The sequence below is a fragment of the Streptomyces sp. NPDC101181 genome, from assembly GCF_044767975.1.
Classification (GTDB): domain Bacteria; phylum Actinomycetota; class Actinomycetes; order Streptomycetales; family Streptomycetaceae; genus Streptomyces.
Map to the genome: position 1 here is coordinate 259,710 of NZ_JBIWOX010000001.1, position 25,145 is coordinate 284,854.

Consider the following 25,145-nt stretch of genomic DNA (forward strand, 5'->3'; position numbering starts at 1 on the left):
GCCCCTCAAGGGTACGGGTCGCCGGGAACCGAACGCTCGCGGATAAGCGTTGACGATCACATGGGGAACAACGGGAGCACCCGGGCGCCGCGGCAGAAGCCGGCGGGCGGCGTCAGCCGGCGTGCGCTGCTGATCGGCGGCGGGGCGGTGGCGGCCGCCGGGACCGCCGCCGTGCTCGCGCGCGACGGGCTGAAGCGGATGTGGTGGCAGGTGCCCGGTGTCGACAAACCCCGCAAGCCGGGCGAGCTGGACTATCCGGGAGCGAGCTGGGTGGCCGCCTCCGAGGCGAACTGGCGGCGGGCGGACCGCCCCGCCGACTTCAGGATCGACCGGGTGATCGTCCATGTCACCCAGGGCAGTTTCGCCAGCGCGGTGCGGGTGTTCCAGGACCCCGCCCACCAGGCCGCGACCCACTACATCGTGGGGCAGGACGGGCGGGTGGTGCAGATGATCCGCGAGCTGGACGTGGCGTACCAGGCGGGCAACCGCGCGTACAACGAGCGGGCCGTCGGCATCGAGCACGAGGGGTTCGTGGACCGCCCGAAGGACCTCACCCAGGAGATGTACGCGTCGTCGGCGCGGCTCACGGCGTCGATCTGCGCGCGCTACGGCATACCCGTCGACCGGGAGCACATCATCGGGCACGTGGAGGTGCCGGGCACCGACCACACCGACCCGGGTCCGCACTGGGACTGGGACCGCTACATGGAGCTGGTGCGGCGCGCCGCGACGGCCCCGCCCTCCCCCTCGGCCACGCCCTCCGCCTCCGCCGGGACCCCGGGGTGACGGCTCTCAGCTGAGCCCGGCCGTGCGGGCCCGCTCCACCGCCGGGCCGATCGCCTGTGCCAGTGCCTTGACGTCCTCGTCCGTCGAGGTGTGGCCGAGCGAGAAGCGCAGGGTGCCCCGGGCCAGCTCCGGATCGGTTCCGGTGGCCAGGAGTACGTGGCTGGGCTGGGCGATCCCGGCGGTGCAGGCCGATCCGGTGGAGCATTCGATGCCCTGGGCGTCCAGCAGCAGCAGGAGCGAGTCGCCCTCGCAGCCGGGGAAGCTGAAGTGCGCGTTGGCGGGGAGCCGTCCGGCCGGGTCGGGGTCGCCGCCGAGGACGGCGTCCGGGACGGCGTGGCTCACGGCGGCGACGAGGTCGTCGCGCAGGGCGCCCACGCGCCGGGCGAACCGCTCGCGGCGTTCGGCGGCCAGCTGTCCGGCCACCGCGAAGGAGGCGATGGCGGGCACGTCCAGGGTGCCGGAGCGCACGTGCCGCTCCTGGCCGCCGCCGTGCAGGACGGGTACGGGGGTGTGGTCGCGGCCCAGCAGCAGCGCGCCGATGCCGAACGGGCCGCCGATCTTGTGGCCGCTGACCGTCAGCGCGGCCAGGCCCGAGGCGGCGAAGTCGACCTCCAGCTGTCCGAAGGCCTGCACCGCGTCGGCGTGCATGGGGATCGCGAACTCCGCTGCCACCTCGGCCAGTTCGCGGACCGGCATGATGGTGCCGATCTCGTTGTTGGCCCACATCACGGTGATCATCGCGATGTCGTCGGGGTCGCGGAGGATCGCCGCGCGGAGGTCGTCGGGGTGGACCCGGCCGTAGCGGTCGACCGGGAGGTAGTCGACGCGCGCGCCCTCGTGCTCGGCGAGCCAGTCGACGGCGTCCAGGACGGCGTGGTGCTCGACGGGGCCCGCGAGGACCCGGGTGCGGCGCGGGTCGGCGTCGCGGCGGGACCAGTACAGGCCCTTGACCGCGAGGTTGTCGGCCTCCGTGCCCCCGGAGGTGAGGACCACCTCGCTGGGGCGTGCGCCGAGGGCGTCGGCGAGGGCTTCTCTGGACTCCTCGACGGTACGGCGGGCCCGGCGTCCGGCGGCGTGCAGGGAGGACGCGTTGCCGGTGACGGAGAGCTGGGCGGTCATCGCCTCGATGGCTTCGGGAAGCATCGGGGTGGTCGCGGCGTGGTCGAGGTAAGCCATGGTGGGGCTGATTCTACGAGCCCCGGGTGGGGCGCACGGCGGGCGCGTCACGGTCCGGTGGGCGCGCACCCACGCGCGGGCTCAGCCGCCCAGGCTCCAGGCGACCGTTCCGTTGACGGTGACCAGGGTGGCCAGCACGACGAGGTCGGCCACGCCCAGGGCCAGGCCGAGGAAGGCGCGGCCCCTGCGGCGGGTGCGGCGGGCCAGGGCGAGAAGCGCCATCACGATCGCGGTGGGCCCGAGCAGCAGGTTGAAGACGAGCAGGCCGACGAGGCCGAGCACGAACGAGGCGACGGCCAGCCCGTCCGCCTCCCGGCCCTCCGCGCGGGAGGCCGCGGAGTCCGGGGCGGGCTTCGCACCCGGAGCCGCGTCCGGGGCCGCAGCCGGGGCCCGGTCCGGGGCCGGTGGTGCCGCTTCCGTCTCCGTACCGGTGGTGCGGCGGGCGAGGTCCGGGAGGGTGAGGGCCATGGTGCGAGCTCCTTCGGATCGGGACGGGACACGTCAGGCCGGGCGCGGGCGGAACGGGCGGCGGGTCCGGCGGCCGGGCCGGGATCAGCGGGGGTGGCGGGCCGCGAGGCGCTCGCGTACGGCGAAGACCAGCAGCCAGCAGCCGATCACGGCCGCGGCGGCCAGCGACAACGGGAGAGGAAGATGGGTGACCGCCCCGAGGACGATCCCCAGCAGAAGCAGTGCGGCGACGAGGACGAGCACGGCGGGACCTCTCTGTGCGACGACGAAGGCCGTTCAGAGTACGAGTGTTCACTGACTTGAGAGTCTAAACCTCCGGCCCTTTCCCCGGCTCGGAGAACAGTTGTTTACTCCATGGCATGAGTCACACCGCCGGGATCCGCCAGACCCAGAAGCTCCGCACCCGTCAGGCCCTCCTGGACGCGGCGCTCGTCCTGCTGGAGCACCAGAGCCTGAGCAGCCTGGGACTGCGCGAGGTCACCCGGGCCGCCGGGGTCACCCCGACCGCCTTCTACCGGCACTTCGAGGACACGGCGGCGCTCGGCGTCGCCCTGGTCGAGGAGACCCTGGGCAGCCTGCACGGGCTGATCGCCGCGGTGCTCGCGGAGACGGGCGACAGCCAGGAGCGCGTGGACCGCAGCGTGGAGGTGATAGCGCGCCATGTCGGCGCGCAGCCCGCCCACTTCCGGTTCATCGCCCGCGAACAGCACGGTGGCGTGGGCCCGGTGCGCGCGGCCATCGCCGCCCAGCTGCTCCGCTTCGCCGAAGAAGTGGCGGACGCGCTCGGCCAGGAGCCGGGGGCGGCCGGGTGGAGCGAGGAGGATCTGCTGATGCTGGGCCGCTTCTACGTGGACCACATGGTGATGACCGCGTCGGCGCTGCTGGAGGCCGGACCCGAACACGAGCGGGAGGTGGTCCGGCAGGCCCGTCGGCGGCTGCGCCTGGTCTCCCTCGGCCGCGCCCACTGGCTCGACGAGGGGGCGGCGGGAGGAGCGGCGGCCCCGGGGGCGGCCGACGGCGACACCCCCGCCTGACCCCGCGGCGGACACGAGGAGCACCACGGGCGCCACCGACGCGGCGAACACCCGGGTCCATCTCGTGGACCCGGGCGTTCGTGAGCCGGGGGGCCGGCGCTGTCGGCCGCTACGCGCCGCGCGGGGCCTTGGCCAGCTGGCGGGACTGGGCGACGAGGCGGTCCGCGCTGTCCCAGACCTCGGCGTCCTCCTCCAGGAAGCCGCCCGCGAGGTTGCGGGTGGTGAGGGCGACGCGCAGCGGGCCCGGGGCGGGCCGGCAGCGGACGTGGGTGGTCAGTTCGACGGTGGGGGTCCAGCCGGTCAGCCCCAGCTCGAACGAGGTCGGCGGCAGGGCGTCCACCGCGAGCAGCAGCGAGAGCGGGTCCGGGTCGCGGCCGTCGGCCAGGCCGAGCCAGCCGCGCATCTCCCCCTTGCCGGACGGGGCGCCGACCACCCAGCCGACGGTCGCCGGGTCGAGCTTGATGTCGAGGCGTCCGGTGATGGCGGCCTCGCCGGGGATCGGGCCCTCGGAGTCGTCGGGCCCGAGGCAGTGGTCCCGGTCGGGCATGGCGGGCGGCAGGGCGGTGGTGCGGACCTCGCCGGTGAGCGTGCCGAGGTCGCCGTAGGTGGCCAGGACCCGGATCCGCTCGGTCTCGCTGCCGTCCTCGCCGTACTGGAAGAGGGACGCCTGCCCGGTGGAGAGGGTGCGGCCGGTGCGGACGATCTGGGTCCGGATCACCGCCGGACCGGGCTCCGACGCGGTGAGGTAGTGCGCGGAGACCGAGAGCGGGTCGGGGTGCGGAAGGGCCTCTGCGAGGGCGCGGCCGATCACGGCCAGCAGATAGCCGCCGTTGACGGCGTGGAGGACGGTCCAGCCCGCCGCGAGTTCGGTTTCGTAGACACCCTCCTCCTTCCGGGTGACCGCGGTGTCCCGGTCGAATTCGCTGTCGCCGATGGTCGCGGGGGCGGTACGCGCCGCCCCGGCCTGTGCCTCTGCCGCTGTTCGTGCCATGCCCTGCACGGTACATCGACGGAATTACTGAGCGGTAGCTTTTCGTTGGCCGGACCTCGGCGGTCAGGTCGCCGCCGGACCCTCCTCCGCGCGCGCCGAGGAGCGGTTGTAGGCGCGCGGCGCCCGCCAGTGGAAGCGCAGCGCCAGCAGCCGCAGGACGAACGCGGCGATCACCGCCATGCCGCTGGTGAAGGCGTTGAGGGTGTCGAAGCGGATGCACAGGACGACCAGGGTGGCGCCGACGATCGCGGGCACCGCGTACAGGTCGCGGTCCCAGCGCAGCAGCGAGGGCACCTCGTTGGCCAGCACGTCGCGCAGCACGCCGCCGCCGACCGCGGTGGCCAGGCCCAGCGCGGCGGACGCGGTGAGCCCGAGGCCGTACTCGTACGCCTTGACCGTGCCGGTCACGCAGAACAGGCCGAGGCCCGCCGCGTCGAAGACGTTGACGCCGACCTGGATGCGTTCCACGTGCGGGTGGAGGAAGAAGACCAGGCAGGCGGCGAACAGCGGGGTGATGAAGTAGCCGAGATCGGTGAAGGCGGCGGGCGGGATCGCGCCGATCATCACATCACGGAAGAGCCCTCCGCCCAGCGCTGTCACCTCGGCGAGAACGGCGATGCCGAAGACATCGAAGTTCTTGCGGACGGCGAGCAGGGCGCCCGAGATCGCGAAGACGAAGATCCCCACGAGATCGAGCGCGTGCTGGACGGAGGGTGTGAACAGTTCGGTGAGCACCGGCCAATTGTGCCGGTGTCAGGCCTTGGAGCTGTCCTCCGCCCGCTCGGCCCCGTCCGCGTCGGCCACCGCCCCGGCCGGGGCCGGTACGGTCGCGGGCTTCGGATCCGCCGTGGCGGCCGGGGTGTCCTCGCCCTCCGAGACCTCCACCGCCTCGGTGGCCACCGCCTCCGTCGCGGTGACCGCCTCGATGCCGGTGGCCAGGGTCTGCCGCACCGTTCCGGCCTCGATCTCGGCCGTGAAGTGGCAGGCGACCTTGTGGCCGTCGCCCGTGTCCAGCAGCGGCGGGCGCTCGGTGGCGCACTTGGTCTCCTGCACCCACGGGCAGCGGGTGTGGAAGCGGCAGCCGGCCGGCGGGTTCGCCGGGGAGGGCAGGTCGCCGTGGAGCAGGATGCGCTCGCGGCGGTCCTCCACCTCCGGGTCCGGCACCGGGACGGCCGACATCAGCGCCTTGGTGTACGGGTGCCGGGGCTTCGCGTACAGCGCGTCGCTCGGCGCCTCCTCGACCAGCCCGCCCAGGTACATCACCCCGATGACGTCCGAGATGTGCCGGACGACGGCGAGGTCGTGGGCGATGACCAGGTAGGTCAGGCCGAGGGACTCCTGGAGTTCCTCCAGCAGGTTGATGACCTGTGCCTGGACCGACACGTCCAGCGCGGACACCGGCTCGTCGCAGATGATCACGTCCGGCTCCAGGACGAGCGCGCGGGCGATGCCGATGCGCTGGCGCTGGCCGCCGGAGAACTCGTGCGGGTAGCGGGACATCGCGTTGGACGGCAGGCCGACCTTGGCGAGGATCGCCTTGATCTTCTCCCGGCGCTCCGCCTGGTCGGTGCCGATGCCGTGGGCGGCCATGCCCTCGGAGAGGATCGACTCGATGTTCTGCCGGGGGTTGAGGCTGCCCAGCGGGTCCTGGAAGACCATCTGGAGGCGGCGGCGGAAGGCCCGCATCTCCTCCGACGGCAGCTTCGCCAGGTCGGTGCCGTCGAAGACGACCCCGCCGTCGGTGATGTCGTTCAGCCGCAGCACCGCCCGGCCGAGCGTCGTCTTGCCGCAGCCCGACTCGCCGACCAGGCCGTACGTCTGACCGGCCTCGATGGTCAGCGAGACGCCGTCGACCGCGTAGACGTGGCCCACCGTACGGTCGAAGAAGAGGCCCTTCTTGACCGGGAAGTGGACTTTGACGTCGTCCAGTTCGAGAAGGCTCATGCCGGGACCTCCGCTGTGGGCAGGACCGGGTTGACGCAGCGCACCTGGTGTCCGGCCGTGCGTGGTTCGGTCAGTTCGGGGGTGCCGGTCAGGCACTCCATCGTGTAGTGGTCGCACCGGGGTGCGAAGGCGCAGCCGTCGGCCCAGGCGATCTTGTCGTTGATGGACCCGCGGATCGGGTGCAGCGGTTCGCCGCGCGGGGCGTCCAGGCGCGGGATGGAGCCGAGCAGCCCGTGCGCGTACGGGTGGGTGGGGTGGGCGAACAGCTCGCGGCGGCCCGCCGACTCCACCGCCCGGCCCGCGTAGAGGACGTTGACCTCGTCGCAGAGTCCGGCGACGACGCCCAGGTCGTGGGTGATCATCAGCAGGGCGGTGCCCTCCTGGTCGACCAGTTCCTTCAGGAGCTCCAGGATCTGCGCCTGGATGGTGACGTCCAGGGCGGTCGTCGGCTCGTCGGCGATCAGCAGGCGGGGCGCGCAGGCCACCGCCATGGCGATCAGCGCGCGCTGGCGCATTCCGCCGGAGAGCTGGTGCGGGTACTCCTTGAGCCGCCGCGCCGGGTCGGGGATGCCGACCCGGTCGAGCAGCGACGCGGCCTCCTTGCGGGCCGCCTCGCCCTTCAGCCCGCGGTGGCGCTGGAGGATCTCGGTGACCTGGATGCCGATGGGGACCACCGGGTTCAGCGAGGACAGCGGGTCCTGGAAGATCATCGCGAGCTGGCTGCCGCGCAGGTCGCGCAGTTTCCGCTCGCTCATGGTCAGCAGGTTCTGGCCGTCGAACTCGGCGCGGCCGCCGATCCTGGCGCCCTTGCGGGGCAGCAGCCCCATCAGGGCGAGCGAGGTGACGGACTTGCCGCAGCCCGACTCGCCGACCAGGCCCACGACCTGGCCCTGGTCGACCTCGAAGGAGACGCCGTCCACGGCCGTGGCGTCCTTGCGGCCACGGGCGGTGAAGGTGACGCTGAGTTCCTCAACGGAGAGCAGTGACATGGGACTTCAGCCTCGCAACTTCGGGTCGAGGGCTTCGCGCATGGCCTCGCCGAGCAGGGTGAAGCCGAGTGCGGTGATGATGATGCCGATGGCCGGGTAGGCCGCCATCATCGGGTCGTTGTCGAAGAAGCGCTGCGCCTGGGAGAGCATCACACCCCACTCCGGAACAGCCGGGTCGGGGTTGCCGAGCCCCAGGTAGGACAGGGCGGCGGCCTCGATGATCGCGGTGGCCAGGCTCAGGGTGGCCTGGACGATCACGGGGCTCAGCGAGTTCGGCAGGATCTGGGTGAGCACGATCCGCTTGCGCCGGATACCTACCGACTTGGCGGCGAGCACGTAGTCCGCGCCGCCCTGCACCAGCATCGAACCGCGCAGCAGGCGGGCGAAGATGGGGATCTGGACGACACCGACGGCGATCATCACCGTGGTCAGCGACTGTCCGAGTACCGCGGCGATGGAGACGGCCAGCAGCAGGGACGGCAGCGACAGCATGATGTCGGTGATGCGCATGATCACGGTGTCGACGCGCTGGCCGGCCTTGCCGCCCAGGGTCGCCGCGGCGCCGGAGAGGATGCCGACGAAGGCGCCGACGATCAGGCCGATCAGCATGGAGACCACGCCGACGAGGAGGGTCTGCCGGGCGCCGACGAGCCAGCGGGAGAACATGTCGCGGCCCAGGTGGTCCAGGCCGAACCAGTTCTCGCCGCGCATGCCGACGAACTTGCCCTGGTTGGGGAAGACCTCGCCGCGCCAGGTCTGCGCGGTCGGGCCGTACGGGGCGAGGATCGGCCCGACGATGGCGACCAGGACGAACGCGGCGATGATGCCCGCGCCGATGATCGCCATCTTGCTGGAGCGCATCCGGCGGAACGCCTCGCGCCAGAGGCTGGTCCCGGCGACCGACTCGGAGCTCTGGGTCAGCTCCGCGAGGCGGTCGATCTTGTCTGCTTTGTTGGTCAGGATCGTCACGTCAGTGCACCCGCACTCTCGGGTCGATGATGCTGTACGCGAGGTCGACCAGGAGGTTGATGAGCACGTACACCATCGCGATGAAGAGAATGAACCCGACGAGGACCGGGTAGTCACGGCCGTCGATCGCGGTACGGATGAACGAACCGATGCCGCCGAAGTCGAAGACGGACTCGGTGAGCACCGCCCCGGAGAGCAGGCTGCCGGTGAGCAGGCCGACCGCGGTGATCACCGGAAGCAGCGCGTTGCGCAGCACGTGGCGGCCGCGGACGGTCTTCTTGTCCAGGCCCTTGGACTCGGCGGTGCGGACGTAGTCCTCGCCGAGCACCTCCAGGACGCTGGCGCGGGTCATCCGGACGATGACGGCGAGGGGGATCGAGGCCAGGGCCACGGCGGGCAGGATCAAATGCATGATCGCGTCCCAGCTCGCGTCGAACTCGCCGGTCAGCAGGCCGTCCAGGACGGCGAATCCGGTGACGTCGGTGGCGTTGATGCCGGTGTCCAGCCGCCCCTGGCTCGGGAACCAGCCGAGTTCGACGGAGAAGATCCCGCGCAACAGCATGGCCAGGAAGAAGACCGGGATGCAGATGCCGAGCAGCGACCCGGAGACCGAGGCGACGTCCAGCCAGCCGCCGCGGTGCCTGGCCGCCAGGTAGCCCATCGGGATGCCCACGACGACGGCGATCAGGATCGCCGCGACGCTCAGCTCCACGGTGGCCGGGAAGCGCAGGGCGAACTCGTCCCACACCGGCTGCCCGGTCTGGGTGGAGGTCCCGAGGTCGAGTTCGAAGATGCGCTTGAGGAAGCGCCAGTACTGGACGTGCACCGGCTCGTCGAGCCCGAGTGCACGGTTGATTCTCGCCACTTCGGCTTCGGTGGCCCGCTCGCCCAGGATCGCTGAGGCGGGTCCGCCGGGCAGACGGTTCAGCCAGAGGAACAGCAGAACCGACAGGCCGAGCAGGGTGGGAATGAGCTGGAGAAGTCTTCTGACGACGAGTCGCAGCACCCCGCATGCCCCTTTCTCACGTGCGTCGAAGCGGGTCCGCCCGGCCACTTGGGTGCTGTGGCCGGGCGGACCCGCTGATGTGCGATTACTTGAAGGAGACCTCGGCGAAGTTCTCCTGCGTCAGCGGAGAGACCTTCGGCGGGTTGACGTTCTTGGCGAACGCGATGGCCGGGGGCGAGGAGGAGATCGGCACGCCCGGGACGTACTCCATGATCGCCTCGTTGGCCTTCTTGTAGGCCTCGGTGCGCTCGGTGGAGTCGGTGACCTTGGAGGCCTCGTTCACGGCGTCGAAGACCTTCTCGTCCTTGAAGCCCCACTGCTTGTCGGGCCCGGAGAACCAGGTGCCGATGAAGTTGAACCCGTCGTTGAAGTCACCGGTCCAGCCGAGCATGTGCAGGTCGCAGGAGCCCGCCTCGGTGGCGTCCAGGTAGTCCGGGGCCCACTTCATGGCCTTCGGCTTGATGGTGATGCCGGCCTTCTCCAGGTCGGCCTTCATCAGCTCGAACAGGTCCTGCGGGGCAGGCATGTACGGGCGGGTGACCTCGGTCGGGTAGCAGAAGGTGACGGAGAGCTTCTCCTCGCCTGCCTGCTGGAGGAGGGACTTGGCCTTGGCGGTGTCGAAGGCGTACTTCTTCACCTGGTCCGAGTACCCGGCGACCGTGTCGGGCATGAACTGGTCGGCGACCTTGCCGCCCTCGGGCAGCTGGGTCTTGACCAGGTTCTCGCGGTCGATGGCGTGCGTGATCGCCTGGCGGACCTCGAGCTTCTTCAGCGCCGGGTTCGCGCTCTGGCTCATGCCCAGGTAGAAGATGTTGAAGACGTCACGGGTCGGGACCTCGTAACCCTGCTTCTCCAGCGTCGTCACATCGGCCGGGGCCACTAGGTCGTAGCCGTCGATGTCACCGGCCTGGAGGGCCTGGCGGCGGGTCTCCTCGGTGGAGATGGTGCGGAAGACCAGGTTCTTCACCTTGGCCTTGTCGCCCCAGTAGTCGTCGAAGCGCTCCAGGGAGACTTCCTTGTTCCCCTTGTTCCACTTGACGATCTTGTACGGGCCGGTACCGGCGACCGTGCCGGCCTCCTGGCTGTACTTGGGGTACGTGATGGCGTCGCCCTTGGCGGACGCGTCCTGCTTCGCGTACTCCTTGAGCGCCTTCGGCGAGTGGATCGCGAGCGCCTGGAGGGAGAATCCGCCCGGCAGGTTCGCCGAGGGCTTGTTCACCTCGATGACGGCCGTGTTGTCGTCCTTGGCGGTGCAGGACTTGTAGTTGGCCTCAGGGGTCTCGGGGTCCTCGTTCTTCGCGAACCCGCCCATGATGGTCTGCCAGTAGTAGGAGACCGCGCTGGACTGGTACGTGCCCTTCCAGTTGAACCAGTAGTCGTAGTTCGCGCACACGGCGGCGGCGTTGAGCGTCTCGCCGTCGTGGAACTTCACGCCCTGGCGCAGCTTGAACGTCCAGACCTTGCCGGCCGGGTCGCTCTCCCAGTTCTCGGCGAGGCCACCGACCAGCTTGCTGCCGCCGGGCTCGTGCTCCAGCAGGGCCTCGAACGCCTGGCGGGTGACGCGGAACGTCTCGCCGTCGCTCGCGAGGGCGGGGTCGAGGGAACCGGGGTCACCGGACCCCGCGAAGACGAAGGTGTCCTTGTCTCCCCCCTTGGCTCCGTCCTGGTCCCGATCGCTGGAACAGCCCGTGGCGATCAGACCGACAGCGACCGCTGTCGTGATCGCCCGGACAGCCCGGGACGTGAATATGTGCATGGGTCCACCCCTGGTTAGCCATGTAATGAGGTTTGATGGCCGCACACTACCGATGGGGTGCGTCGGAAGAGAACAGTCCGGATAGCGGTGAGACCTAGTCGAGACCCGGACAGTTACCAAAACGCCCAGTTACGGGACATCCCCCCACCGGCAGTTAACAAGCCGGACATCCGGGGGCCTTCGGCGGGCCCGGATGTCCGGCCTCCGCGGGGTCCGGCGCGGTCAGCGGTGCTGCGGCGGGTAGCCGTACCCGGGAGCGGCGGGCGGCGGGCCCGCGGGGGCGTGCGCCTCGCGGTCGTAGAAGGGCCGGGCGTTGGCGGTCAGCCACATCGCGACCGGGTCGTACTCGTCGGACATGGCGACGGTGGAGACCGGCAGCCCCTCGGGGACCGCGCCGACCGACTCCCGCATCATCGCGCGCACCGCCTCGACGGAGGCGCGCCCGGTGTCGTAGAGGTCGAGACCGATGGCGAGATACGGGACGCCGACCGCGGGGTGAACCCAGGCGCGGCGCAGGGAGCGGATCGCGGGAGTGCGGTGGGCGTTGCGCGTGAGCAGGGCGTAGAACTGCGGGAGCTCGACGGCCGGTTCGGTCAGCCGGAGCGGTCCGGCGGGCAGCCGGTCCAGGCCGGTGGCGATCCGGCGCAGGTCGAGCCAGGGGATGCCGACACCGCCGCCGGGGGCGTGCGGGTTGAGCCAGATGCCCCAGCGGTCCGGGAACAGCGTGCGGGCGATGTCGCGTCCGGTGACCAGCTCGTGGGCGCGGGTCCAGCCGCTGGCGGCCAGCTCCTGGGCGGAGGTGACGCAGGGGGCGTAGCCGAGGCCGTCGATCTCCATGCTGCCGTACTGGGCGTCGGGGGAACCGGCGGTGCCGTGCCAGAGCAGCATCCAGATCCGGCCGTCGGCGAGGGCGGCGAGCAGCGCCTCGTAACTGTCGTACCGCCCGGGGGTCACCTGGCGCAGCATGTGCTCGACCTGCCCTGCCGCCGCAGTGCCCGACGCACTCACCCTGGGTCCCGCCCCTCGTCGTTCCATCGGATTCGCGCCGCTCCGGGCCCACGGGAGCGACTTCGCCATCAAACCAGCTTATGCGCCGCTCAAGACACCGGCTTGACGCCACGGTCCGGCAACGTCCGGCCGTCTCCGGCGCACGGCCCGCACGCGGTCGCGGCGGCTCAGAAGCCCTCGCGCCGGTAGAACGGGCGCACCTTCTCGCGCATCCAGTCGCCGACGAGATCCTGGGCCACGTCCAGCAGGACCAGGTTGACCGGCCAGGGCACCTCGACGCGGCCGAGCGCCCGGCCCAGGGCCTCCATGGGAGCGCTCTGGCCCGCCCCGTCCCAGGTGGCGAACTCGACGCCGACGAAGAGGACGGGGTCGCCGCCCTCGATGCTGGCGAGCGCCCGGCGGGCGGTGCTCACGACGCCGGTGGCCTGGAACTCCTCGGAGACGGCGGTGAGGAAGGCGACCGGGTCGTGCTGCCAGTCCGGTTCGTAGAGCTTGACCCGGCCGCCGGTGGCGGGGCCGTCCAGGGCGGTGCGTCCGGCCCGGCACAGTTCGGCGACGGCGGGCGGCGGCAGCGGTATGCCGACCGCTCCGCCCGGGTTCACCGCGATGCCGACCTGCGGGGGCAGGCCCCGGGCGAAGTCGCGGGCGGGCGCCACGGCGAAGGACATGTGGCTGCCGACGCAGCTGAGGAACTGGGCCTCGGAGCTGAAGACGGGGACGAACGCGGCCCCCTCGATCTCGATCATCGGCAGGTCGAGGTCGGCGCTGGCGGGGCTGCCGCCGCCCGGCAGCGGCACCCACAGGGAGCTGCGGCCGAGCACCTCGACGAGCCGGCCGCCCGCGTCCGGGACGCCGAGCGAGGCGGTCAGCACCTCTTCGAGCTCGTTGGCGGGCCATCCCTGCGGGGGGTGTGCCGGGGCGGGTGCCGGAATGTCCACTGCCTCTGTGCCTCTCTCAGCCCGTCGTCGCTTCTCGGCGCTCGCCGCCCGGCTGTGGTCGCCCCGGCGGTCGTCGCCCGGCCAGAACCCTAACCGGCACAGGCGGCCGGGGCCTCGCGGTCGGTGAAGGAGATGCTTCGCAGCGCGCTCGCGGCCTCGCGGTCCAGCAGGACCGCCGAGGCGCAGCCGGCGGGCAGCGCGCCGCGCTCGGTGTCGCGGATCAGCCGGGCGACCGCGTGGCGGTGCCGGGCGAAGGCGTAGCCGGAGACGCCGCGGCCGCGCTCGCGCTGGCCGCGGCGGGCCGTCTCGGGGTCCACGTCGAGCAGGAGCAGGTGCAGGGCGCGGCCCCGGCGCCCGGCGTGCCGGGCGAGCCAGCGGCGTACCCAGGTCTGTGTGCCGCAGTCGTGCACGACGACGGAGGCGCCGGAGCGCAGGACGGTCCAGAGGCCGAGGTAGTGGGCCGCGCGGACCAGGGGGCGGTAGAGGGCGTACGGGAGTAAGGGGGGCAGGGCCGCGGCCCAGCGGTCTCGGGTGTCCTGGGAGTCGATGGCGCGGCCGGTCACGGTGTGCCGGATCAAGGTGGACTTGCCGCCGCCGGGGAGGCCGGAGACGACCACGATGTCCCCGGCGGTGAAGTCGAGGCCGTCGGGTCCGTGTCCGGGGCGCCCGCGCAGATCACGTACCACCGGGGCGCGCTCGGTCAGCAGCTCCCGCGCCGGAGCGCCGGACTGTGCGGGCACCGCCCCGGGTGCGGCTCCGGTGACCGGTGTCGACCGCTGCAACGTCATGCCCATCCCCCTGCCGTCGAGCCGCCCCCACCTGCTCCAGAAGTGTAAAGAATCGGCAAGGTCGCACAACCGCGCCCGCCGTTCGCGGGGACGTCGAGGACCGGCCTCCCGCTCCGCCGCGATGCGTGCGATGATGGCCGCGCCAACTGCATACCGGCCGTTCGAATCCGCGCGGGAGAGTTCCGGCCACACTGTGGGCCGGGCGCCGAAGGAGCAAGATCCTCCCTTGAATCTCTCAGGCCCCGTACCGCGTGGATGAGGCAGATCTGAAAAGCGGGCCGCTCCGCGGCTCCACCCAAGGTGCAAGCCGACCCCCGTGACCGGGGGGCGCTCCGGTGCGGGCAACAGCCCCGCGGGGCTGTCGGCGAACCTCTCAGGTTCCGATGACAGATGGGGAGGATTTCCGTCCTGACGTCGTCATGCCCTGGAGCCGTATCCATGAGCACTGCCCCCCGTCTCACCGCCCTCGACACCCTGCACCGCTCGCTCGGCGCCACCATGACCGACTTCGCCGGCTGGGACATGCCCCTGCGGTACGCCAGCGAGCGCGACGAGCACCACGCCGTACGCACCCGGGCCGGGCTCTTCGACCTCTCCCACATGGGCGAGATCGCGGTCACCGGACCCCAGGCCGCGGCCTTCCTGAGCTACGCGCTGGTGGGCAACATCGCCACCGTCGGCAACGGCCGGGCCCGCTACACGATGATCGTCCAGGAGGACGGCGGCATCGTGGACGACCTGATCGTCTACCGCCTGGGCGAGACGGAGTACCTGGTGGTCGCCAACGCGGGCAACGCGCAGACCGTGCTGGACGCGCTGACCGCGCGGGCCGCGGGCTTCGACGCCGAGGTGCGCGACGACCGGGACGCCTACGCGCTGCTCGCGGTGCAGGGCCCGGAGTCCCCGGCGATGATGAAGGCCGTCACCGACGCCGACCTGGACTCTCTGAAGTACTACGCGGGCCTGCCGGGCACGGTCGCCGGGGTCCCGGCGCTCATCGCCCGTACCGGCTACACCGGCGAGGACGGCTTCGAGCTGTTCGTCGCCCCCGAGCACGCCGAGCGGCTGTGGCGGGCGCTGAGCGAGGCCGGGGAGCCGCACGGGCTGATCCCCTGCGGCCTCTCCTGCCGGGACACGCTGCGGCTGGAGGCGGGGATGCCGCTCTACGGGCACGAGCTGACCACGGAGCTGACCCCGTTCGACGCGGGTCTCGGCCGGGTCGTGAAGTTCGAGAAGGAGGGCGACTTCGTCGGGCGCGAGGCGCTGAAGGCCGCTGCCGGGCGCGCCGAGACCGCCCCGCCGCGCAAGCTGGTCGGCCTGGTCGCCGAGGGCCGCCGGGTCCCCCGTGCGGGCTTCCCCGTCGTCGCGGACGGCACGGTGATCGGCGAGGTCACCTCGGGCGCCCCCTCCCCCACCCTGGGCAGGCCGATCGCCATGGCCTACGTGGACGCGGCCTTCGCCGCGCCGGGCACCCAGGGCGTGGGCGTGGACATCCGGGGCACGCACGAGCCGTACGAGGTCGTCGCGCTGCCGTTCTACAAGCGCCAGAAGTGATATTCCGGCAGACGTGACACCCGGCCGGTGCGGCCTCCGGTGACGAGCCGGGCCCTCGCTCCCGGCGTCGCCGACGTCACGCCGCCGCGTCTCACCCCGTAAGACCACCGTTCATCAGCACTCCCCCGCGTACAGGAGAATTCAGGACATGAGCAACCCCCAGCAGCTGCGGTACAGCAAGGAGCACGAGTGGCTGTCGGCCGTCGAGGACGGCGTCGCCACGATCGGCATCACGGAGTACGCGGCCAACGCGCTCGGTGACGTCGTCTACGCCCAGCTTCCCGAGGTCGGTGACACGGTGACCGCGGGCGAGACCTGCGGCGAGCTGGAGTCGACCAAGTCGGTCAGCGACCTGTACTCGCCGGTGACCGGTGAGGTGACGGCGGCCAACCAGGACGTCGTGGACGACCCCTCGCTGGTGAACTCCGCTCCCTTCGAGGGCGGCTGGCTGTTCAAGGTGCGCGTCACGGATGAGCCGGCCGATCTGCTCTCCGCCGACGAGTACACCGCGTTCTCCGGCAACTGAGACCCAAGGGACCCCCTGATGTCGCTTCTGAACTCCTCCCTCCACGAGCTGGACCCGGACGTCGCCGCCGCCGTCGACGCCGAGCTCCACCGTCAGCAGTCCACCCTCGAAATGATCGCCTCGGAGAACTTCGCTCCGGTCGCGGTCATGGAGGCGCAGGGCTCCGTTCTCACCAACAAGTACGCCGAGGGCTACCCGGGCCGCCGCTACTACGGTGGCTGTGAGCACGTCGACGTCGTCGAGCAGATCGCGATCGACCGGATCAAGGCCCTGTTCGGCGCCGAGGCCGCGAACGTGCAGCCGCACTCCGGCGCCCAGGCGAACGCCGCCGCGATGTTCGCGCTGCTGAAGCCGGGCGACACGATCATGGGTCTCAACCTGGCCCACGGCGGTCACCTGACCCACGGCATGAAGATCAACTTCTCCGGCAAGCTCTACAACGTGGTCCCCTACCACGTCGACGAGAGCGGCCTGGTGGACATGGAGGAGGTCGAGCGCCTCGCCAAGGAGTCCCAGCCGAAGCTGATCGTGGCGGGCTGGTCCGCCTACCCGCGCCAGCTGGACTTCGCCGCCTTCCGCCGGATCGCGGACGAGGTCGGCGCGTACCTCATGGTCGACATGGCGCACTTCGCGGGCCTGGTCGCGGCCGGGCTGCACCCCAACCCGGTGCCGCACGCCCACGTCGTCACCACCACCACGCACAAGACCCTCGGCGGTCCGCGCGGCGGGGTGATCCTCTCCACCCAGGAACTGGCGAAGAAGATCAACTCGGCGGTCTTCCCCGGTCAGCAGGGCGGCCCGCTGGAGCACGTGATCGCGGCCAAGGCGGTCTCGTTCAAGATCGCGGCGGGCGAGGAGTTCAAGGAGCGCCAGCAGCGCACCCTGGACGGCGCCCGCATCCTGGCCGAGCGCCTGGTCCAGCCGGACGTCACCGAGGTGGGCGTCTCCGTCCTCTCCGGCGGCACCGACGTGCACCTGGTCCTCGTCGACCTGCGCGATTCCGAGCTGGACGGCCAGCAGGCCGAGGACCGGCTCCACGAGCTGGGCATCACGGTCAACCGGAACGCCGTCCCGAACGACCCGCGCCCCCCGATGGTCACCTCGGGCCTGCGCATCGGCACCCCGGCACTGGCCACCCGCGGCTTCGGCACGGAGGACTTCGCGGAGGTCGCGGAGATCATCGCCTCGGCCCTCAAGCCGTCCTACGACGCGGACGACCTGAAGGCCCGGGTAGTGGCACTGGCCGAGAAGTTCCCGCTGTACCCCGGCCTGAAGTAGCGCCTGGCCTGCGGTTCCGCGCACGCATGCGGGGCACCGCGCACACTGGAGAGAAGTGAGCGCGGTGCCCCGTTCCTTGCCCCCGACGATCCTTCTTGTTCCGCTTGCCCCGCTTGTCCCGCACACCGGGCCCGTCCGCGCACGACATGCCCACGCCCGCACCACCGGGCCCGTTCCCGCACCACCGGCAGACAACGGCGTCTTCCCACTCCCCAAGGAGTCCTCCCGTGGCCATCTCGGTCTTCGACCTGTTCTCGGTCGGCATCGGCCCGTCCAGCTCCCACACGGTGGGCCCGATGCGCGCCGCGCGGATGTTCGCGCGCCGCCTCAAGAACGAAGGCCTGCTCGCCCACACCGCCTCGATACGGGCCGAGCTGTACGGCTCCCTCGGCGCGACCGGCCACGGCCACGGCACACCCAAGGCGGTCCTGCTCGGTCTGGAGGGCGAGTCGCCGCAGACGGTCGACGTGGAGAACGCCGACACCCGGGTGGCGGAGATCCGCTCCACCGGCCGGATCAACCTGCTGGGCATGCACGAGATCCCGTTCGCCTTCGACGAGGACCTGGTCCTGCACCGCCGCAAGGCGCTGCCGTACCACGCCAACGGCATGACGGTCCTCGCGTACGACGCCGAGGGCGCGCCGGTCCTGGAGAAGACGTACTACTCGGTCGGCGGCGGCTTCGTGGTGGACGAGGACGCGGTGGCGGGCGAGAACCCGATCGTCCCGGACGACACGGTCCTGCGGCACCCGTTCCGCACGGGCGACGAGCTGCTGCGGCTGTCCCGTGAGACGGGTCTGTCCATCTCCTCGATGATGCTGGAGAACGAGCTGGCCTGGCGCACCGAGGCGGAGATCCGCTCCGGGCTGCTGGACATCTGGCGCGTGATGCAGGCGTGCGTCTCGCGCGGCATGACCCGCGAGGGCATCCTGCCCGGCGGTCTGAAGGTCCGCCGCCGCGCCGCCACCACCGCCCGCCAGCTGCGCGCCGAGGGCGACCCGCAGGCCCACGCGATGGAGTGGATCACCCTCTACGCGATGGCGGTCAACGAGGAGAACGCGGCGGGCGGCCGCGTGGTCACCGCCCCGACGAACGGCGCGGCGGGCATCATCCCGGCCGTCCTGCACTACTACATGAACTTCGCCGCCCACGGCTGCACGGAGACGGAGAGGGAGGACAGCGTCGTCCGCTTCCTCCTCGCCGCCGGGGCGATCGGCCTCCTCTTCAAGGAGAACGCCTCCATCTCCGGCGCCGAGGTCGGCTGCCAGGGCGAGGTCGGCTCGGCCTGCTCCATGGCGGCCGGAGCCCTGGCGGAGGTGCTGGGCGGCTCCCCCGAGCAGGTGGAGAACGCCGCCGAGATCGGCATGGAGCACAACCTGGGCCTGACCTGCGACCCGGTCGGCGGCCTCGTCCAGATCCCGTGCATCGAGCGCAACGGCATGGCGGCGGTGAAGGCGGTCACCGCGGCACGGATGGCGCTGCGGGGCGACGGCAGCCACAAGGTGTCCCTGGACAAGGTCATCAAGACGATGAAGGACACCGGGGCCGACATGTCCGTCAAGTACAAGGAGACGGCGCGCGGCGGGCTCGCGGTGAACATCATCGAGTGCTGAGGGCCTGGTGTCCGTGGGGAACGGTTCGCGGCGACGGCGGTCGGGGTCGTATCGCCGCGTGAAGCGGTGCGGCGGTCCCTACCGGCCCGCGCGGCCCCGTTCCTTCTCCAGCCACGGGCCGAACTCGCCCTCCAGCACCAGCCGACCCAGCTTGCGGTACTCCTGGAGCACCGCCGTGACCACCTGGTCCATGCCGAGCGGGCCCCCCGACTCCGCCGCGAGGTAGGCGGCGCTCACCGCGCAGGCCCGGATCGAGCCGCCCGCGAGTTCGAAGCGGTCGGCGCAGAAGGCCAGGTCGAGGGAGGTGTCGCGGGGCAGGGCCGGGCCCAGGCAGCGGTCCCACAGGGCGAGCCGCTCCCGGGCGTCGGGCATCGGGAACTCCGCGATCACGTCGAGGCGGCGGGTGAACGCCTCGTCCAGGTTGGCCCGGAGGTTGGTGGTGAGGACGGCGATGCCGTCGAAGGACTCCATGCGCTGGAGGAGGTAGGCGGACTCGACGTTGGCGTGCTTGTCGTGGGCGTCCTTGACCTGGGACCGCTTGCCGAAGATCGCGTCGGCCTCGTCGAACAGCAGGATGCCGTTGACGTCGGAGGCCTCGACGAAGATCCGCTCCAGGTTCTTCTCGGTCTCGCCGATGTACTTGTCCACCACGGTGGAGAGGTCCACGACGTAGAGCTCCATGCCCAATTCGGCGGCGATGACCTCGGCGGACATGGTCTTGCCGGTGCCGGACTCCCCCGCGAACAGGGCGATGACGCCCCGGCCCCGGCCGCCGCCCGGCCGCATCCGCCACTGGCCGAGGACCTGTTCGCGGTGGCGGGCGCGCAGGGCGAGCTCGGTGAGCTGGGTGCGGGTGGCCGGGGGCAGCACCAGGTCGTCCCAGCCGACGGCCGGTTCGATGCGGCGGGCGAGGCGCTCCAGACCCGCCCCGTTCTGGGCCCGCACCGCCGCCCGCAGGTCGCCGGGGTTCACCGGGCGGTCCCCGAGCAACGCGAGGCGGGAGGCGACCGTGGCGGCCCTGCGGAGCTGGTCGGAGTCGAGCCGGTAGGAGGCGGTGGCCTCGATCAGCTCGTCGCCCGGCGCGGCCTGCTCAGCGGGCAGACCGGCCGTCCGGGCCGCGTCCGCGAGGGCCCGCCGCCACCGCCGGGCCGCCCGCTCGGGGCCGGGGGGCGGGACGACGACGGGGACCGGACTCTCCGCGGCCCACAGCGGGTCCCAGTTCTTCTTCCCGTACGCGACCAGGGGCGTGCCGTGGAGCGCGGCGCACAGGGCGGCCAGCACCCGGGCACCCTCGGGGCGTTCGGGGGCGAGGGTTTCCAGCGGGCCGAGGATCACCCCGGCACCGGAGAGGCGGGCCTCGGTGGCCAGGGTCCGTACCAGCGGGGCCGGTTCGGTGGTGGCGGCGAGCGCCGCGACATCGACGGTCAGGGGGCGCAGTCCGGCGGCGCGCAGCGCCTCGGCGGCGAGGCCGCGCGGGTCGCCGCCCCGGTCGAGGAGGTGCACCAGCCCGCCGCCCGTGGCCAGAGCCGCCGCGACCCGGGGGGCCTCCGGGTCCGGGTCCGGGTCCGCGTCCTGTTCGGCGTCCGGGCCGGGGTTCCCGGTCGTCCCGGGGACCAGCCCGTCCGGGTCCTCCTCGGGTCCCGCCTCCCGTACCAGGCCGCGCAGCCGCCCGTCGATCGCGTCGTCGCCGAGCAGGTGGGCGGTGATCCGGTCCGGGACCCGCAGCACCCGGGAGAGCACCGGGCGTTCGGGCTCGGCGATCTCCAGGAGTCCGCCCGCGACGAGCGGGGCCGCCGGGGCGAGGCGGAAGCGGGCGGGACCCGCCGACGGCAGCGCGCACAGCTCCAGGGCGAGGCCGATGGTGGGGCGGCGGCGGGTCAGGTCGTCGTTGAGGTAGCCGTACAGGCGCTCGAAGCGGTGGTCGAGGTCCGGGGCCAGGGCGACCAGCAGGAGTTCGACGTCGAGCGGGGTGAGGGCGAAGCGCGCGGCGAGGCGTCCGAGCCTGCCCCCGGCGGGGGCGGTCGGGGCGCCCGCGTCACCGTACGCCGGTACGGGGGCGTACGCGGGGCGCTCGTCGAGGAGCCGGCCCGCCGCCTCGGGGGTGAGGTACTGGCCCCGGAAGGGGTCGTCCGGGTCCGGGTCGAGGGCCCGGCGGGCGGCGACGGCGAGCCGGACGCGCTCCTCGATGCGGGCGAGCCGTTCCCACAGGTCGTCGGGGGCCGTCGCGGGGGCGGTCCCGAGGGCCGCGTCGTCGGTCAGGGTCATCGGGTGCTGTTCCCCCGTCGGCGGCGGCCGGGCGGCAGTCGCCGCTCCCGTTCGGCGGCGAACCCCTGGGATTCCAGGTCGCCCGGGTCCTCGTAGCGCAGGCGGCGGCCCGGGTCCCCGGCCGGTGCGCCGTCCACGGCGGGTACGGCCTTCACCACCAGGCCCTCGGTGACCGGCGGGCCCGCGGTGGTGCGCTCCCCGGCGAGCGGAGCGACGACGCGCAGGTCGATGGCGGCCTTCAGTTCGCCGCCGAGCGCGGACCACACGTCGGAGGCGGACGGCCCGTCGACGGCGGGGCCCGCCGCCTCGATGTCCACGGTCAGGCCGAGTTCGGCGAGGCTGCCGGTGTGCAGCCGGGCGGGCAGCGTGTCGGCGCGGACCAGGGCGCGCAACACCTCGGAGAGCAGCCGGTGTTCGTCCTGGGGGCGGTTGGTCCAGGCGGTGACCAGGTAGGTCAGCTCGAACCAGCGGGGCGGGGTGCGCCAGCCGGTGACGACACCCTGTTCGTCGTGGATCTCGGCCGTGCCGGTGCGCCGCCGCCCCGCGTCCTCGCGGATGGCGTGCAGGAAGACGCTGATGGTGGGGGCGTTGCGGCGGGCGGACCACTCCTTGGTCGGGGCGTCGAAGACCAGGTCGACGCCGCTGTCCTCCAGTCCGGCCTCGGCCAGCAGCAGCCGCAGCCCCTCGTCGACCTCGTGGATCATCGGCGGACCACCTCGTCGGGCGGGGTGATGGTGCCGAGGACCACGAGGAAGTCCGTCGTGACGGGCCCGAAGCCGGGTCCCTCGGCGGTGATGGTGCGCGGCCCGGTCTGGTCCTTGGCCAGGATGAGCAGCTGGGCGATGAACGAGCCGTCGCCGAGCGGCCGGGTCGGTGCCGCGGCGGCGGTGATGCCGGGCTTCCAGCTGAGCGTCACGGGCGCACCGGGCGGGAAGTCCTTGCCCCGTACGGAGGTGACGAACCCGGGCTTGCCGATCTTGGGCACCGCGACGATCCGGGGCTGGAGGATGCGCAGCGGGATCCGGGAGACGTTGTCGCGCAGGTCCGCGTCCGTGCCGGTGGTGGTGAGCGAGGCGGTGATGGTGGTGCGCAGCGCCCGGTCGGGCGAGAGGACGACGCTGACGGTCGCGGATCCGCCGGGCCGCAGGTCGGGCAGGGTGCAGCCGCTCGCCGCGCAGCCCGCGGGGAGGGGTCCGGCGGGGATGTTCCGGGGCAGCCCGAGGTCCAGGCGCAGTCCGGTGGCGGTGGCGTCGCGGCCGTTGCGCACGGTGTACGTCACCACGACCTTGCCGCCGACGTATCCGGGGCTGGGCTGGGCCCGTACGACGACGCCGGGTCCGGCCTCGGGGGCGGGCGGCAGGGGCGCCGGGGGTGCGGGCGGCCGGGGCGAGGGCGGCGGGGGCGGTGCGGGCACGGTCGGCGTCGGGGTCGGCGTGGGGGTGGGCGGGGTGGGTGTCGGCGGGGTGGGGCCCGGGGTGGGCGGCGGCGGGTCCTGGACCGGGAGAATCGTTCCGGTGGCGTTGTCGCTGGGGTTGGGGTCCAGGACGGTGCCGGTGACCGACCAGGTGACGCGCTGATCGCCGGTGAGGACGCCGGTGAAGCGGGCGGTGACCTCGCGGGTGGCGCCGGGCGGGAGGATCCCGAGGTCGCACTGCGGGGTGGCGGCGGGGCAGTCGACGCCGGGGCCGGTCAGCTCCTCCAGCCGTACGCCGGGCGGCGCGTCGACGGTCAGGGTGGTGCCGGGCGAGGGCGAGGGGCCCTGGTTGGTGACGGTGATGCCGACCTCGGTGGAGGAGCCCACCTCCACCGGGTCGTGGGTGGGCGGCGCGGTCAGCGTGAGGTCGACGGACTGCTGGTAGGCGGGTTCCTTCTGGCGGCCGGTGTGATCGCTGACGAGCGGGGTCAGTTCGCCGGAGGCGAGGTCGAGCACGGAGAGCTGCTCGGAGGAGTTGGGGGCGAGTTCCCGGCGGGAGGTCAGCGCGATCCGGCTGCCGTCCGGCGACCAGGCGACGTCGCGCGGCTGGAAGGGTCCGGTGGCGGAGGTGTCGGGGAGGGGCTGTTCGCAGGCGGCGGGGTTGTCCCGCTGGGAGGCGGGCAGCACGACCTGGCAGCCGTCGCCGCGCAGCGGCCTGACGACGATCCCGGCCTGCTCGTTGGTGCGGCCGCCGCCGTCCTTGCGGTTGAACGCCACCCGCGTACCGTCCGGGGAGAACGCCGGGCTGTCGTCGATGACTTCGCAGGGTCCGGGGCAGCTCGCGGCGCTGAGGTCCCGCTGTTGGCCCAGGTCGTTCACCGGCACGGTCCAGATGTGCTTGTTGCCGCCGTTGCCGTTGATGACCTGGGTGCGGGTGAAGGCGAGGGTGGTGCCGTCGGAGGACCAGGTGGGCTGGGCGTCGCTGCCGCCCTGCTGGCCCCCGGGCGGGCGGATCTCGTCGAGGATCGCGCCGGTGGCCGCGTCGGCGATGAGGACCCGGCCGGGACCTGACGCGTCGCCGACCCCGCCGGGCGAGGTGCGGGTGAAGGCCAGCTTGGTGCCGTCGGGCGAGAAGGTCGGGTCGGTGTCCCAGTCGTCGGGGCCGCGCCCGGCGAGCGGCAGCGCGGCCGCGTCGGTGCCGTCGGCGTCGGCCAGCCAGATCCGCAGGACGCGTGGCCCGCCCTCGCCGCCGCCCTCGAAGCGGGTGACGACGATGCGCCGCCCGTCCGGGGTGTAGTTCTGCCGCTCGGTCCAGGGGTCGAACGGGGGCTCCGGGTCGAACAGCCGGTCGCGGTCCGGGTCGGTGAGGGCCTGCGGGTCCTCCTGGAGGATGGTCAGGTGGAGGTCGCGGGGGTCCGAGCCGTCCTGCCGTACGTCCTGGAGGGTGACGTCGTTGTTCTTCTCCGCCGTGGTCCGGGTGAGGATGACGTCCCCGTCGGCGTCGGAGCCGCGCCAGGTGGGCGGGCCGACCTTGCGGTCCTCGGTGAGCAGGGTCTGCCGGTTCTGGTCGGTGTAGGCGTCCACCCGGTAGACGTGGTCGAAGTCCTCGCAGCCGCACACGTGGTAGGGGCTGAGGAAGAGGACCCGGACGCCGTCCGGGAGCCACGCGGCGGAGCGGGTGCCCCAGTCGGCGGGGTCCCCGGCGAGCAGCGGCCGGTCGGTGCCGACGCCCTCGGTGGCGCGCAGCCGGGTGCCGTCGTCGACGTTCGGGTCGGGGTTGACGGTGAGGGTGTAGGCGACGGTGTCCCGGCGGCCCGGGTCGTCGGAGGGGTTCCACGCGGGTTCGGTGGCGTCGCCGGGCGGGCCGTCGCTGATCCGGGTCTGCGGGCCTCCGGCGACGTCCCGTTCGTATATCTGCCACCCCCGTACGAGGTCGCCGTCGCAGGCGTACGCGATGCGGGTGCCGTCCGGGGAGAAGGTCGGGTGCTCCTCGTTGTCCGGGGTGTCGGTGATCCGCCGCAGGTCCCTCCCGTCGACGCCGACCGCCCACAGGTCGCGCTGCTCGGTGCCGCCGGGACCGGGCTCGGCGGAGTCGAAGACCACGGTCCGGCCGTCCGGGGAGAGTTCCGGGTTTCCGGCGTCCTTGTCGGTGGTGAGCGCGCGGACCGTGCCGTCCGCCTCGCGTACGTACACCTGGGGGCGGGGGCTGTCGCGGAGGCTGGTGAAGACGACGGTGCCGCCCCGGGCGAAGGGGTCCTGGTCGTAGTGGGCGGGACCGTCGCCGAACAGCGGTTCGGTGCTGGTCTCGGTGGCGATCCGGCCCATGCTGCGGTGTTCGGTGCCCGCGAAGGCGATGCGTCCGGCCTCCGCCGCGTCCACGTCGGCCGCGGCCGGGGCGATCCTGGGCGCCCCCTGGGGGGCCGCCGCCGATCCGGCCACCAGCAGCGGCGCCAACAGCACCGCGGCCGCGGTCAGTCGGCCCAGCCGGAATTGTCGTGCCGGGCCAGCGGTGCCGGTCACGGCCCACCTCACAGTCTGTCGATGACTCTCCACCGGACAGCCTCGCGCCCGCGCGGGGTGCGAGGACAGGCCGTAAGTACCCGGAGCGGGGGAAGCGACCGCTGCCCTTTGCGGCGGCCGCC

22 protein-coding genes and 1 riboswitch are annotated in these 25,145 nt (G+C 72.6%); of the genes, 6 read left to right on the top strand and 16 right to left on the bottom strand.

Annotation, left to right across the window (positions count from 1 at the left end):
* Positions 1-60 precede the first annotated feature (60 nt).
* Positions 61-786: a peptidoglycan recognition family protein gene (locus tag ACIRRU_RS01125; protein ID WP_363200728.1), complete on the top strand. Its 726-nt coding sequence runs from the start codon at positions 61-63 to the stop codon at positions 784-786.
* Positions 787-792: 6 nt separating this feature from the next.
* On the opposite strand, the gene ACIRRU_RS01130 is transcribed toward ACIRRU_RS01125, so the two are convergent.
* From ACIRRU_RS01130 to ACIRRU_RS01140, 3 genes are all read right to left on the bottom strand, one after another.
* Positions 793-1,962, bottom strand: coding sequence for a cysteine desulfurase family protein (locus ACIRRU_RS01130; RefSeq protein ID WP_403674590.1), 1,170 nt, complete (start codon positions 1,960-1,962; stop codon positions 793-795).
* Between the two features lie 81 nt (positions 1,963-2,043).
* On the bottom strand, positions 2,044-2,430 hold the full coding sequence (locus tag ACIRRU_RS01135; RefSeq protein ID WP_403674593.1) for a hypothetical protein: 387 nt from the start codon (positions 2,428-2,430) through the stop codon (positions 2,044-2,046).
* Between the two features lie 84 nt (positions 2,431-2,514).
* Positions 2,515-2,673: a hypothetical protein gene (locus ACIRRU_RS01140; RefSeq protein ID WP_403674596.1), complete on the bottom strand. Its 159-nt coding sequence runs from the start codon at positions 2,671-2,673 to the stop codon at positions 2,515-2,517.
* Between the two features lie 116 nt (positions 2,674-2,789).
* Here ACIRRU_RS01140 and ACIRRU_RS01145 point away from each other — a divergent pair, with 116 nt between their 5' ends.
* Entirely contained in the window at positions 2,790-3,464 is a 675-nt protein-coding gene (locus tag ACIRRU_RS01145) for a TetR family transcriptional regulator (protein ID WP_403674599.1), read from the top strand.
* Positions 3,465-3,573: 109 nt separating this feature from the next.
* Here ACIRRU_RS01145 and ACIRRU_RS01150 read toward each other — a convergent pair whose 3' ends face one another.
* The 10 genes from ACIRRU_RS01150 to ACIRRU_RS01195 all read right to left on the bottom strand — a co-directional run bounded on the left by ACIRRU_RS01150 (position 3,574) and on the right by ACIRRU_RS01195 (position 13,853).
* Complete coding sequence (locus ACIRRU_RS01150; RefSeq protein ID WP_403674601.1) at positions 3,574-4,455, bottom strand: thioesterase family protein; 882 nt, start codon at positions 4,453-4,455, stop codon at positions 3,574-3,576.
* Between the two features lie 63 nt (positions 4,456-4,518).
* Positions 4,519-5,190: a trimeric intracellular cation channel family protein gene (locus ACIRRU_RS01155; RefSeq protein ID WP_403674604.1), complete on the bottom strand. Its 672-nt coding sequence runs from the start codon at positions 5,188-5,190 to the stop codon at positions 4,519-4,521.
* A gap of 18 nt (positions 5,191-5,208) precedes the next feature.
* Entirely contained in the window at positions 5,209-6,399 is a 1,191-nt protein-coding gene (locus ACIRRU_RS01160) for an ABC transporter ATP-binding protein (protein WP_403674607.1), read from the bottom strand.
* Positions 6,396-7,388, bottom strand: a complete 993-nt coding sequence (locus ACIRRU_RS01165) for an ABC transporter ATP-binding protein (protein ID WP_403674610.1) — start codon at positions 7,386-7,388, stop codon at positions 6,396-6,398. Before ACIRRU_RS01165 ends, ACIRRU_RS01160 begins: the two co-directional genes overlap by 4 nt.
* Before the next feature lie 6 nt (positions 7,389-7,394).
* Entirely contained in the window at positions 7,395-8,357 is a 963-nt protein-coding gene (locus ACIRRU_RS01170; protein ID WP_363200737.1) for an ABC transporter permease, read from the bottom strand.
* Position 8,358: 1 nt separating this feature from the next.
* Entirely contained in the window at positions 8,359-9,363 is a 1,005-nt protein-coding gene (locus tag ACIRRU_RS01175; RefSeq protein ID WP_403674613.1) for an ABC transporter permease, read from the bottom strand.
* 85 nt (positions 9,364-9,448) lie between these two features.
* On the bottom strand, positions 9,449-11,119 hold the full coding sequence (locus ACIRRU_RS01180) for an ABC transporter substrate-binding protein (RefSeq protein ID WP_363200739.1): 1,671 nt from the start codon (positions 11,117-11,119) through the stop codon (positions 9,449-9,451).
* 222 nt (positions 11,120-11,341) lie between these two features.
* Positions 11,342-12,085 (bottom strand): enhanced serine sensitivity protein SseB C-terminal domain-containing protein, encoded by a 744-nt coding sequence (locus ACIRRU_RS01185; RefSeq protein WP_403674616.1) that lies wholly within the window; start codon positions 12,083-12,085, stop codon positions 11,342-11,344.
* Positions 12,086-12,294: 209 nt separating this feature from the next.
* Positions 12,295-13,065 carry an enhanced serine sensitivity protein SseB gene (locus ACIRRU_RS01190; protein ID WP_363200741.1) on the bottom strand — a complete coding sequence of 257 codons (771 nt, stop codon included), beginning with the start codon at positions 13,063-13,065 and terminating at the stop codon, positions 12,295-12,297.
* A gap of 89 nt (positions 13,066-13,154) precedes the next feature.
* On the bottom strand, positions 13,155-13,853 hold the full coding sequence (locus tag ACIRRU_RS01195; protein ID WP_403674619.1) for an AAA family ATPase: 699 nt from the start codon (positions 13,851-13,853) through the stop codon (positions 13,155-13,157).
* Positions 13,854-14,015: 162 nt separating this feature from the next.
* Positions 14,016-14,113: riboswitch (glycine riboswitch) on the top strand.
* 178 nt (positions 14,114-14,291) lie between these two features.
* On the opposite strand from ACIRRU_RS01195, the gene gcvT reads away from it, so the two are divergent.
* The 4 genes from gcvT (at position 14,292) to ACIRRU_RS01215 (ending at position 18,824) form a co-directional block, all read left to right on the top strand.
* Positions 14,292-15,407, top strand: a complete 1,116-nt coding sequence (gene gcvT / locus ACIRRU_RS01200) for a glycine cleavage system aminomethyltransferase GcvT (RefSeq protein ID WP_403674622.1) — start codon at positions 14,292-14,294, stop codon at positions 15,405-15,407.
* A 148-nt stretch (positions 15,408-15,555) separates the two neighbouring features.
* Complete coding sequence (gcvH, locus tag ACIRRU_RS01205) at positions 15,556-15,933, top strand: glycine cleavage system protein GcvH (RefSeq protein WP_148020931.1); 378 nt, start codon at positions 15,556-15,558, stop codon at positions 15,931-15,933.
* Between the two features lie 18 nt (positions 15,934-15,951).
* A complete protein-coding gene (gene glyA / locus ACIRRU_RS01210) occupies positions 15,952-17,211 on the top strand; it encodes a serine hydroxymethyltransferase (protein ID WP_403674625.1) in 1,260 nt (419 codons plus the stop codon).
* Positions 17,212-17,438: 227 nt separating this feature from the next.
* Positions 17,439-18,824 carry an L-serine ammonia-lyase gene (locus tag ACIRRU_RS01215; protein ID WP_363200745.1) on the top strand — a complete coding sequence of 462 codons (1,386 nt, stop codon included), beginning with the start codon at positions 17,439-17,441 and terminating at the stop codon, positions 18,822-18,824.
* A 78-nt stretch (positions 18,825-18,902) separates the two neighbouring features.
* On the opposite strand, the gene ACIRRU_RS01220 is transcribed toward ACIRRU_RS01215, so the two are convergent.
* From ACIRRU_RS01220 to ACIRRU_RS01230, 3 genes are read right to left on the bottom strand one after another with little or no spacing between them, the layout of a single operon-like run.
* A complete protein-coding gene (locus tag ACIRRU_RS01220; protein WP_403674627.1) occupies positions 18,903-21,089 on the bottom strand; it encodes an AAA family ATPase in 2,187 nt (728 codons plus the stop codon).
* On the bottom strand, positions 21,086-21,793 hold the full coding sequence (locus ACIRRU_RS01225) for a DUF4255 domain-containing protein (protein ID WP_403674629.1): 708 nt from the start codon (positions 21,791-21,793) through the stop codon (positions 21,086-21,088). The genes ACIRRU_RS01220 and ACIRRU_RS01225 overlap by 4 nt, the downstream gene beginning before the upstream one ends.
* Positions 21,790-25,023, bottom strand: a complete 3,234-nt coding sequence (locus tag ACIRRU_RS01230) for a hypothetical protein (protein ID WP_403674632.1) — start codon at positions 25,021-25,023, stop codon at positions 21,790-21,792. The genes ACIRRU_RS01225 and ACIRRU_RS01230 overlap by 4 nt, the downstream gene beginning before the upstream one ends.
* Positions 25,024-25,145: the final 122 nt, after the last annotated feature.